At 70.7% G+C, this 10,763-nt stretch carries 9 protein-coding genes and 1 other RNA gene; 3 read left to right on the top strand and 7 right to left on the bottom strand.

The window, feature by feature from the left end; translation table 11 throughout:
- Window positions 1-99 precede the first annotated feature (99 nt).
- The 6 genes from ssrA to ftsE form a co-directional block, all read right to left on the bottom strand.
- Window positions 100-472: a transfer-messenger RNA gene (gene ssrA, locus E1284_RS33360) on the bottom strand.
- A 307-nt stretch (window positions 473-779) separates the two neighbouring features.
- Window positions 780-2,702, bottom strand: a complete 1,923-nt coding sequence (locus E1284_RS33355; RefSeq protein WP_243714901.1) for a penicillin-binding transpeptidase domain-containing protein — start codon at window positions 2,700-2,702, stop codon at window positions 780-782.
- Between the two features lie 8 nt (window positions 2,703-2,710).
- Complete coding sequence (gene smpB, locus E1284_RS33350) at window positions 2,711-3,211, bottom strand: SsrA-binding protein SmpB (RefSeq protein ID WP_131944150.1); 501 nt, start codon at window positions 3,209-3,211, stop codon at window positions 2,711-2,713.
- 4 nt (window positions 3,212-3,215) lie between these two features.
- Window positions 3,216-4,415, bottom strand: coding sequence for a S41 family peptidase (locus E1284_RS33345; RefSeq protein ID WP_243714900.1), 1,200 nt, complete (start codon window positions 4,413-4,415; stop codon window positions 3,216-3,218).
- A 94-nt stretch (window positions 4,416-4,509) separates the two neighbouring features.
- Window positions 4,510-5,415 (bottom strand): permease-like cell division protein FtsX, encoded by a 906-nt coding sequence (gene ftsX, locus E1284_RS33340; RefSeq protein ID WP_131944149.1) that lies wholly within the window; start codon window positions 5,413-5,415, stop codon window positions 4,510-4,512.
- A 130-nt stretch (window positions 5,416-5,545) separates the two neighbouring features.
- Window positions 5,546-6,235: a cell division ATP-binding protein FtsE gene (gene ftsE, locus E1284_RS33335; RefSeq protein ID WP_131944148.1), complete on the bottom strand. Its 690-nt coding sequence runs from the start codon at window positions 6,233-6,235 to the stop codon at window positions 5,546-5,548.
- Between the two features lie 421 nt (window positions 6,236-6,656).
- On the opposite strand from ftsE, the gene E1284_RS33330 reads away from it, so the two are divergent.
- Window positions 6,657-6,842, top strand: coding sequence for a hypothetical protein (locus E1284_RS33330; RefSeq protein WP_131944147.1), 186 nt, complete (start codon window positions 6,657-6,659; stop codon window positions 6,840-6,842).
- A gap of 22 nt (window positions 6,843-6,864) precedes the next feature.
- On the opposite strand, the gene E1284_RS33325 is transcribed toward E1284_RS33330, so the two are convergent.
- Window positions 6,865-7,923 carry a DUF8094 domain-containing protein gene (locus tag E1284_RS33325; RefSeq protein ID WP_131944146.1) on the bottom strand — a complete coding sequence of 353 codons (1,059 nt, stop codon included), beginning with the start codon at window positions 7,921-7,923 and terminating at the stop codon, window positions 6,865-6,867.
- Window positions 7,924-8,081: 158 nt separating this feature from the next.
- On the opposite strand from E1284_RS33325, the gene prfB reads away from it, so the two are divergent.
- Window positions 8,082-9,194, top strand: a complete 1,113-nt coding sequence (gene prfB / locus E1284_RS33320; protein WP_131944145.1) for a peptide chain release factor 2 — start codon at window positions 8,082-8,084, stop codon at window positions 9,192-9,194.
- A 141-nt stretch (window positions 9,195-9,335) separates the two neighbouring features.
- Window positions 9,336-10,319: a DUF8094 domain-containing protein gene (locus tag E1284_RS33315; RefSeq protein ID WP_131944144.1), complete on the top strand. Its 984-nt coding sequence runs from the start codon at window positions 9,336-9,338 to the stop codon at window positions 10,317-10,319.
- The last annotated feature ends 444 nt before the right edge of the window (window positions 10,320-10,763 follow it).

Genomic DNA, 10,763 nt, shown 5'->3' with positions numbered 1-10,763 from the left:
GGGGCGACCCCCACACCGGGGGTCTGGGGGTCGCCCCCCAGAAAGACAGCACCGAACGGCGAAGGCCCCCGCGAAGCGGGGGCCGAGCACACGTCGTCCAAGTGGAGGTGGCGGGAATCGAACCCGCGTCCTTCGGTGATAAGTCAGGGCTTCTCCGGGTGCAGCCTGCTTGGCGTTTTCTCAGTCCCGGCGCTCACGCAGGCGTGTCGCCGACGGACTCAGTCGCTGTTGGTTGTTCCTACCGGCCCCGCGACCGGGTCGGTAGGTGGAGTCTCCTTACGATGCCAGACCCCGGTTCGGAGACGCTACCGGGCTGACAGAGTTCGCTCCTCGCTCAGGCGGCGAGGGCGAACTCGGACTGCTTCTTGTTGGCAGTTATTGGTTTGCTGTCACAGGATTTACGAGGTCACGACAGCAACCCTCGACCCGCTTCCCCTGGCTCGAACGACCGAAGTCGAAGCCGGTCACCCCCATGTTGAGTTGTCAAAGCGGGCGTCCGGGGACGTCCGCACGATGACGTTACTAGGGTAACGCCTGCGCGGGCAACGTTATTTCCCCCTGGACGACCGTGAACCCCGGTGGGCGCGTGCTGTGTCGCGCCCACCGGGGTCGACCGGCAGGGTCGGGCCGGTCCGGACGGCAGAGCCTCCCCCGAGACGAGGCTCTGGTCTCATCACGGCGACTGGGTCCCGCAACCCCCCGAGCGGTGGCCCAGTCACCTGTAATGACGTCCCGGAGTGGCGGGTTGGTTGCGTCCCGCGCGTAAAGAGATCCCCAACTCAGGGACGGCCGGTCAGGAACCGGGCGGCGAGCTTCGGGGTGTTGACGGGGCCTTCGACGGCGATCGCGAAGGCGCGGTCGCCTTCGGAGCCGACGAACCAGGAGACGGTCTTGGTGTCGCCGCCGCGCACGTAGGTGGCGAGGGCGGCGACGCCGGCGTCGGCGTAGCCGCCGCGGGCGTTGCCGCGGTCGGCGGTGCGGCCGAGGACGCGCTTGAGGCTGACGAGGGGTTCGGAGCTCAGCGTCTGCGCCGGCGGTGCCTGGACGGTCTTGGTGATGTCCTTGAGGACGTACGGCGGCCGCCAGGTGCCGTTGGACGCCGCGGCCGCGACGAGGGCCATGGCGAGGGGGCTCACCTCGACGTTGCCCTCGCCGACCATGGCGGCGGCCTTCTGCCCGTCGTTGACGGGCGTCGGCAGCGTGCCGGTGAACGCGGGGACGGTGAGGCCCCAGTCCTTGCCGATGCCGAACTTGGCGGCCTCCTGGACGAGGGTCTGCGCGTCCAGCTTGGCGCCGAGCTGCGCGAGGGCCGTCGTGCAGGACGCGGCGAACACGTTGGCGAAGGCGGTCTCGCCGTGCGCCTTGCTGGTGAAGGTCTTGCCGCCGATGGTGGCGGTGCCGGGGCAGGCGGTCTCGGTGGTCTGGTTCATCCCGGCATGCGAGAACAGGGCCTCGGCGGACACGATCCCGAAGGTCAGCCCCGGCGGGTAGTGGCCTTCGAACGCGCGGTTCTCGCCGTTCGTCCCGTGGTTGGACGCGGCGAGGACCTCGCCGGTGCTCGGCCGGACCACGACCATGGACGCCGGGTACGACAGCCCCTTGAGCGCGAAGTCCGCGCGGGCCTGGTAGCCGGGGTCGAGGGTGGTGCGGACCTCCTCGGGCTGCTGGCCCTCCCAGGACCGCAGCTCCTCGGTGTTCTTGCCGGACTCGTCCTGCGCGACGACGCGGACGGTCGGGGTGCCGGCGAGGCGGCGCTGCTGGAGCAGCTGGACGCCGCTGACGCCGATCGTGTCGCCCGGCTGGTAGGGGGCTCCGACCTGCTGGAGCCGGTCGGCGGTGGCGGGGCCGAGGTTGCCGATCAGCTCTGGCGCGTACGCGGGCGCGATCGGCGCCTGGATCGGGTCGAAGTGCAGGCCGGGGATGGTGTTGAGCCGCTGGATGAGCGCGTTGTGCGCGGGGACCTGCAGGGTCAGCAGCGGCAGGAAGTCCTGCGGCGGGGCGGAGCGGACCCGGCCGAGGAGGCGCTCGGCGTCGAGTCGGCGGCCGCCGTCGATCTTGGTCTGCTTGGCGAGCTGCTCCAGGGTCTTCGCCGGGTCGGCGAGCTGGCCGGGGTACACGCCGACGTTGTAGGCGCCGACCTCGCGCAGCAGGGAGCGGCCCAGCGTGTCGGTGATGGGCGCGCGCTTCGGCACCTCGGTCACCACGGCGAGCCGCTGCCCCGGCTTCAGCTTGGTGTTGATGACCGACGGGCTCCAGACGACCTTCCACTTGCCGCCGACGCGGCGCAGGTGCATCAGGCCGGGGTACTCCCACGGCTGGCCGTTCTCGCCGAGGTCGATCTTGACGGTGAAGCGGGCGTCGGCCTCGTCGCCCTTCTTGACGATCTGATCGACGCCGCTGCCCTCCACCTCGGTGCCGAGGGACAGCCGCAGCGACGCGGCGTCGAGCTGCTCGCGGACGCGGCCGAGGGCCTGCGCGACCTGCTCCTTGTCGGCGCCGATGGTCTGGTCGGCGGCGGCCTCGTAGTTGCCGACCTGCCAGGCGATGAGGAAGTCGCGGACGGCGGGCATCGCCGACGGCTCGGCGCGGGCGCCCGGCATCATCGTCGCGACGAGGGCGCCGGAGACCACCAGGGCGCCGCCCGCCAGCACGATCGCCCGCCGCGGTATACCGCGCCGCCGCCGCCCGTCCTGGTTCTTCATCGACACCTTCACCGTCTCCTGAACCGGGCCGCCGCCGCCTTCTGCATCTCGCGGTCGGCTTCCCGCTTGGCGATGGCCTGGCGCTTGTCGTAGGACTTCTTACCACGGGCCAGGCCGATCTCGACCTTGGCCTTGCCGTCCTTGAAGTACAGGGCGAGCGGGATGAGCGTCCAGCCCGGCTCGGACGACTTGGCGATGATCTTCTGGATCTCGCGCTTGTGCAGCAGCAGCTTGCGGCGGCGGCGGGGCGCGTGGTTGGTCCAGGTGCCCTGGGTGTACTCGGGGATGTGGACGTGCTCCAGCCACACCTCCCCGTCCATCACGTGCGCGTAGCCGTCGACGAGGGAGGCGCGGCCGGCGCGGAGCGCCTTCACCTCGGTGCCCATCAGCACCATGCCCGCCTCCCACGTGTCGTCGATGTGGTAGTCGTAGCGGGCGCGCTTGTTCTGGGCGATGAGCTTCCGCCCGGTGTCCTTCTTATCCTTCTTGCGCCCGGTGTCCCGTGCCACGTCATCAGTCCTTGTCCGGCGTTCGTCTGTCGAGCACGGTCGCGTGCAGGCCGCTCAGCACCGTCCGGGCGCGCCGCTCGGCCGCGTCCGGCGGCCGGTCGGCCGACACCGCCACGTCGGGCTCGATCCCGACCCCGTCGAGGTTACGGCCGCCCGGGGTGCGGTAGCGACCGACGGTCAGCTCGATGACCGACCCGTCGGCGAGCTCGATCGGCTCCTGGACCGAGCCCTTCCCGTACGTACGCGATCCTACGATCACCGCGCGGTCGCGGTCGCGCAGGGAACCCGCGACGATCTCCGCGGCGCTCGCGGTACCGGCGTCGACGAGCACCACCAGCGGGACGTCGGCGTCGCCCGGCACGGTGACCGCGCGCCGCTGGACGGGCCGGCCGCGCGGCTCGTAGGTCACGACGGGGCCGCCCGGCAGGAAGGCCGAGGCCGTGTCGACCGCCTCGTCCAGCAGCCCGCCGGGGTTGCCGCGCAGGTCGAGCAGCACGCCGCCGGCGGGGCGGCCGGACGGCGACCGCCCGGTCACGGCGGCGCGGACCTCCTGGCCCGTGCCGCGCGTGAAGGCGCCGACGCGGATGAGGCGCGCGTGCTCCGGCAGGGCGGTCACCGTGACGTTCCCTCCAGGGACGGGTGTGCGGACGAGGTGGAACCGTAAGGTTCGACGGCCGCGTTCCACGGTGAGTTCGACGGCTTCGTCCGGACGTCCGCGCAGCGCCGCCGCGACCCGGGAGATGCCCCAGCCGGCCACCGACCGGTTCCCCACGGCGGTGACGGCGTCGCCGGCCCGCACTCCGGCGCGCGCGGCGGGGGTGCCCGGCTGGACGCTCGCGACCAGCACGCCGGTGCTGCGGTCGGAGCCGCCGAGCCACAGCCCGACGCCGCTGTAGCGTCCGGTCAGGCGCCCTTCGACGTCGTCGTACTCGCGGGCCGGATAGTAGTGCGCCCATTTGTCGCCGAGGCCGCGCAGCATGCCCTCGATGGCGGCGCGGTCGAGTTCGCCGCGGCCGACCGGCTTGGCGGCCCGGCGCCCGATCTGCGCCGCGGCCTCGTCCAGCACCGACCCGCCGCCGGCGACGGCCGCGTGCCGCTGCGAGCCGGAGCCGCTCACGACCCCGGCGCCGTACGCGCAGACGATCGCCGCCGCGACGGCCGCGCCGCGCAGCGTGCGCCCCGGCCGCCTCCTCAGCGGCGGCACGGGTTCAGCGGCGGCACGGTGCGGACCATGCGGCAAGTGTAGGGCGGCCGGACGTCCCGGATCCGGCACTCGCCCCGGATCCGGGCACCGAGGGTCAGATCTTCAGGTATCTGCGCAGCGTCAGGAACGACGCGACGGCGCAGAGCAGCACACCGAAGCAGATCGACACCACGATGACGGCCATCACCGTGCTCCAGCCGAGCTGGCTGACGAGTTGGACGTCCCCGGCGAGTCTGTCGATCAGGAGCTTCTTGCTGAACACCAGCAAGATCGAGGAGAAGATGCCGCCGATCAGGCCGGCGATGGCCCCCTCCAGGATGAACGGCATCTGGATATAGGTGTTGGACGCGCCGACCAGCCGCATGATGCCGGTCTCACGGCGCCGGTTGAACGCCGACAGCCGGACCGTGTTGCCGACCAGCATGACCGCCGCGATCACCTGGATCAGCGCGATCGTCAGCGCCGCGACCTGCAGGCCGTTCAGGATCCGGAAGAACCGCTTCAGGATCTCCTGCTCGTTGATGACCGTGTCCACGCCGGGCTGGCCGAGCATCGCCTGCGCGACCGCCTTGTACTCCTCCGGGTTGCGGAGCTTGACACGGAACGAGTCGGGGATGTCGCCCTCGCGGGTGCTCTCCACGAAGCCCGGCGAGCCGGAGAAGCGGTCCTTGAACCGCTCGTACGCCTGCTGCTTGTTCTCGTACTCGACGTCGGAGACCTGCGGCATCTTCTTCAGGCTCGCCTGGAGCGTCTGCCGCTGCTGGTCGGTGACGTCCTGCTTCTGGCAGCTGGGGTTGGAGCTCGTCTTGGCGCACAGGAAGATCGAGACCTCGATCTTGTCGTACCAGTAGCTCTTGGACGCGTCGACCTGCTGCCGCAGAAGGAGCCCGGTGCCGAAGAGCGCCATGGCGATGGCGACGGTGATGACGAGGGAGATCGTCATCGTCATGTTCCGGCGGAGACCGATCCAGATCTCCTGGAGAACGAACTGTACGCGCATGCCTCGCTGTCCTTGATCGCCTTTGGTCCGCCCGGAACCCGGGCGGCCTCATGAGGGAACGCGGCCCGAAGCGGGCGGTCCCCGCCTTCTGGCTGTCGTACGCCCCGGCGGGAATCGATGGTTCAGATGGTCAGTACGCCTGGCCGTACACGCCGCGGGACTGGTCGCGGACGACCCTGCCGTCCTCCAGTTCGACGACGCGCTTGCGGAAGGCGTCGACGATAGCGGCGTCGTGGGTGGCCATGACGACGGTGGTGCCGGTCCGGTTGATGCGGTCCAGCACCTTCATGATGCCGATCGAGGTGGCGGGGTCGATGTTCCCCGTGGGCTCGTCCGCCAGCAGGATCATCGGCCGGTTCACGAACGCCCGCGCGATCGCGACGCGCTGCTGCTCGCCGCCGGACAGCTCGTCCGGCATCCGGTGGGCCTTGCCCTCCAGGCCGACGAGGTCGATGACCTCCGGGACGACCTTGCCGATGAAGCGCCGCGGCTTGCCGATCACCTCGAGGGCGAACGCGACGTTCTCGAAGACGTTCTTGTTGGGCAGGAGGCGGAAGTCCTGGAAGACGCAGCCGATCCTGCGACGCAGGTGCGGCACCTTCCAGTTGGTCAGCCTGCTCAGGTCCTTGCCCGCCACGTGCACGTGACCCTGGGAAGGACGCTCCTCCTTCAGGATGAGGCGCAGGAAGGTCGACTTGCCGGAGCCGGACGGACCCACCAGGAACAGGAACTCGCCCTTCTCGATGGCGACGTTCACATGCTGCAGGGCGGGCCGGTTCTGGCTCGGGTAGACCTTGGTGACGTTGTCGAAATGGATCACGGCTGCATCACGGCGGTTCGCTGTAGGGGTTGGGGAGCGGCCCGGCCCGCGGCCACGGACGGGTCCGTGGGCACTTGCCTGCGCCGCCCGGCTTCACGACCGGGTGGGACGCGGAGCCTTCGAGCAGTGTAGAGGGGACCGGCAACTACCTCGTCCCACTCGGCGAGGTACGGGTATCCGAGGACGTCGTTCAGCCCGATCGGTGTCTTCCGTCCGATCAGTGCCATGTGATCCGTCTCCCGATGTCCGGCCGTTTCCTACCGTCAAGGTCCCGGACTTGCCGGAACGACCATACAGTCCGGCTACGCTGGATGATGGCGAAAGATATCTAATAAGTGGACGGACACCGAAGAAGCGGACGCTTCACCGGACGCTTCCCGCACGGACCCGCGAACCGATCCCGGAGATTGGGGCCCACGACATGAGCTGCGAACATCTCATCTGCGCTCGGTGCTCGAACCCGGTGGTGGAGGGGCGCTGCCCCACCTGCCGAGCCGCCCGGTCGCAGATGCACCGGCACGGGCCGTCCATCCCGCCCGCGATCGTCCTGGCCGCCCTGGTGGCGCTGCTGTTCGCCGCACTCGTCCTGCGCCGCGTCTACGGCTGAGCCCGTTCGGCGCGCCGACCCGCTAGGGCTGCTTGAGCGGCGGGGTCGCGGCCTTGGTGACCGCACCGTCATCGGCGATCATCTGCGCCTTCGGCTGCGGCTTGCCCTTCTTGGCCTTCGCCGGGTCGTAGGCGGCGAAGTGCATGGTGCTGGTCGTGTCGACCTCGTTGCCCTCGACGGTCCCGTCCAGGAGGTGCTCGGCGTCGTCGGGGATCTCCGGCTTCGGGGTGCCGGGGTCCTCGGCGACGAGCGAGGTGTTGCGGAACAGCGAGTAGACGACGAGCCCGCCGCCGGTCTCCGTCCGCAGCCCGAAGTAGGGGAACGGCGTCGCGGTATAGACGGCCTGGAACGCGAGGTCCTTCTTCTTGGCCTTCTTCTTCGCGTGCCTGTCGCCCCGGTAGAAGCCGGTCGTCACGTCGTTCGACTTCATCACCTTGGCCGCGACGCTGCCGCCGCCCTCCGCGGCGATCGTCGCCTGGATCCCGCCGACGTCGCGCGGGCGGATCAGCAGCGAGGTGTCATCGCTGCTCAGCGCCTGCGCGTACCCCTCGTCGTCGACCGCGACCTTCGGCACCTTGGCCTTCTTCTGCAGGAGCGTCGCCAGCGTGAGCCTCCAGTGGTCGGAGGGCCCGCGCAGGACGAACGCCATCAGCACCGTGTGCTCGCTCTTGGGCCGGCCCAGGACGGAGCGGTCGACCGACACCACGAACCACTGCGGGTAGGCGGCGTCCTTCAGCCTCGGCACGTACAGCCTCGGCTCGCCGTAGCCGAAGCGCCGCACCGGGTCGCCGTCGTAGGCGGCCTTGCGGAACTCGGCCGCGGTGAGCTGGGACTGGCCGTCGGACGTCCAGGTGAGCGCGAGCCGCTCGTCGCCGGCGGCGCGCGCCACGTCCTCGTCGGTGACGTAGGTGCGGAACGCCCGCTCCGCGACATCGGGCGTCAGCGGCACCGGCTCCGGCGGCAGCGTCTCGGGCACGCCTGCGACGGGCCGCGCCTCCGTCTTGCTCTCGGCGCAGCCCGCGGCGGTGAGCGCGAGGATGAGCGGCACCACGGCCGCGATCACCCGCAGGAACCTGTGCACAGACCCGTCCCCCGGACCGAACTCCGCGCCGGCCGTCGCCGGCCGGCCTTCTCGGCGCGTGATTCTGCCATCAACATGATATTGGCCGGTGCACGGACGTTACCGCGAAGCGTACGCATCACGGCAAGGCCACTGCATAACGGCGATAAGCTCGGACCGTGGCAGGCATCGATCCGGAAGAGCAGCTCAAGGAGCTCGGCACGACGCTCACCAGCATCGAGCAGGTGCTGGACCTCGACGGCATGCGGCGCGACATCGCCGAACTGCGCGAGCAGTCGGCCGACCCCGACCTGTGGAGCGACCAGGAGCGCGCCCAGTCGGTGACCCGCCGCCTCTCGCACCTCGAGAGCGAACTGGGCCGGGTGGAGGGCCTCCGGCAGCGGCTCGACGACGCCGGCACCCTCTACGAGCTGGCCAGCGAGATGGACGACGCCGACACGCGCGCCGAGGCCGACGAGGAGCTCGCGGCGCTGCACAAGGCCGTCCAGCAGCTGGAAGTGCGCACGCTCATGTCGGGCGAGTACGACGCCCGTGAGGCGCTGGTCACCATCAACGCGCAGGCCGGCGGCGTGGACGCGGCCGACTGGGCCGAGCAGCTCCAGCGCATGTACCTGCGCTGGGCCGAGCGGCACGGGTACCCGACGGAGGTCTACGAGACGTCCTACGCCGAAGAGGCCGGGATCAAGTCGACCACGTTCACGGTGAAGGCCCCCTACGCGTACGGGACGCTGCGCGGCGAGCACGGCACGCACCGCCTGGTCCGGATCTCCCCGTTCGACAACCAGGGCCGGCGGCAGACGTCGTTCGCGGGCCTGGACGTCGTCCCCGTGGTGGAGCAGAGCGACCACGTCGACATCGACGACGGCGACCTGCGGGTGGACGTGTACCGGTCGTCCGGGCCGGGCGGCCAGGGCGTCAACACCACCGACTCGGCGGTGCGGATCACCCACATCCCCACCGGGATCGTGGTGTCCTGCCAGAACGAGCGCAGCCAGCTGCAGAACAAGGCCACGGCCATGAACGTCCTGCAGGCCAAGCTCCTGGAGCGCAAGCGCCAGGAGGAGGCGGCGAAGATGTCCGAGCTGCGCGGCGAGGGGACGAGCAGCTGGGGCACGCAGATCCGCAACTACGTGCTGCACCCGTACCAGATCGTCAAGGACCTGCGCACCGGCGTCGAGGCGGGCAACCCCTCCGCGGTGCTGGACGGCGACCTCGACGAGTTCATCGAGGCCGAGATCCGCTGGATGCGGCAGCAGGAGACGGCGGTCTGACCCCGGCGACCCGGCCCTGACCTGGCGCGGGGTCCTTCCGGTGGTGTCTTTCGGCGGAGTTTCGCATTCGCAGAGTGACTGCACGGTCACTCTGCGAGGATGGCGCGTGGTCCGGATCACCGTCGCCATTCGGGGGGCTTCATGGCCGCACGCACGCACGTTCCGATCCTGGTGCCCGGCTGCCTGCTGGCCGCGGCGCTGTCCGCCGGCTGCTCCGGCGGCGGCGCGCCCGCCGAGGCGGCGAGGGCCGCCGGGGCGCCCGCGCTGAGCAAGGCGCAGGCGCAGCAGGTGCTCACGTCCTACGCCGCCGGGGCGAACCGCGCGGGGAAGCGGCTCAGCGGCAGGCAGCTGCGCGCGATCGAGGCCGACCCGCAGTTGTCGATGGACGCGGCCGCGCTCAAGCTCCGGCGGGTCGTCCGCAAGCGCCCGCCGAAGCTGGCCTTCTCGCACACCACGTTCTACATCCCGCGGCTGACCGGCTACCCGCACTGGTTCGCGGCCGACACCGTCACGGGCGAGGGCGACCGGGCGCTGCGGCACGCGATGCTGTTCACGCAGGCCGGGGCGGGGGCGCCGTGGCTGCTGACCGCCGACCCGTTCCCGTCCGCGCCGTCGCTCGCCACGATCGCCCTCGACCCGGACGGGTTCGCCACGCCCGTCGACCCCGGCGCGAAGGACCTCGCGGTCGCCCCGGAGAAACTGCCGCACGCGCACGCCTCGCTCCTCACGAGCGGGCCCGGCGCGTCCGGCGCCGGACTGCTCGCGGACGGGGCGAAGACCAACGAGACCTACAAGGCGCTCAAGCAGGGCGAACAGACACTGGCGCAGCGCGGCGTGACGCTTTCGTCCCGCTTCTCCCCCGCCTCCTACCGGACGTACGCGCTGCGCACCAAGGACCGCGGCGCGGTCGTCTGGTATGTCCTGAAGCAGAATGAGGCGTACTCCGCGGCGAAACGGGGCAGGTTGGCGGTGAGCGGGGATCTTGTCGGGCTCGCCCCGGCCAAGGCCGCCAAGACGCGCATGGACACCACCGTCCTCGTGCAGTACCTGGCCACCGTTCCGCCCAAGGGCCGCGCCACGGTCAGCGGCATGTACCGCAAGGCCGTCGCGGCGCACGGCTCCTGATCTCCGTCGGGTGCCGGGCAGTCCCGCTCTTCTGACCGCTGCAGCGGAACCGCCCCGGCACCCGACGGCTGTGTTTTCTTGCTTTTTTCTCCTCCTTCGGGCCCTAGGGGCCCTCCATCGTCGAAAAACGCGGTGCGATCGCTGCATCGCATCCGACTCGCCTAGCGGCTCGCTGCGCGATCAGGTTCTCGCAAGCTCGAACCTGCCTTCGGTCGCGATCGCGCGCATTGAGGTCGTCGCGTGGTTGCGGCGCCGGCTGAGCACCGCGCGCCCCTACCCCGACCACCGATGGTCAGAGAGTCTGGTATTTCGGCCGCCCGGGTGAGGCTCGGGGGCCATGTGCCTTGTGAGCTGGCTGCTGGAGTGGCGGGGCTGGGGCGGCGCGGGCGGACGCCGGTCATCGGCGGCAGTCCGGCGGGCCGTGCACCTTGTGGTCGTCTGGGG

The organism is Actinomadura bangladeshensis (genome assembly GCF_004348335.1).
In the GTDB taxonomy this organism is placed as follows: Bacteria; Actinomycetota; Actinomycetes; order Streptosporangiales; family Streptosporangiaceae; genus Spirillospora; species Spirillospora bangladeshensis.
Note: the sequence above shows the minus strand (reverse complement) of the source record. Positions and strands in the feature narration are given on the sequence as shown.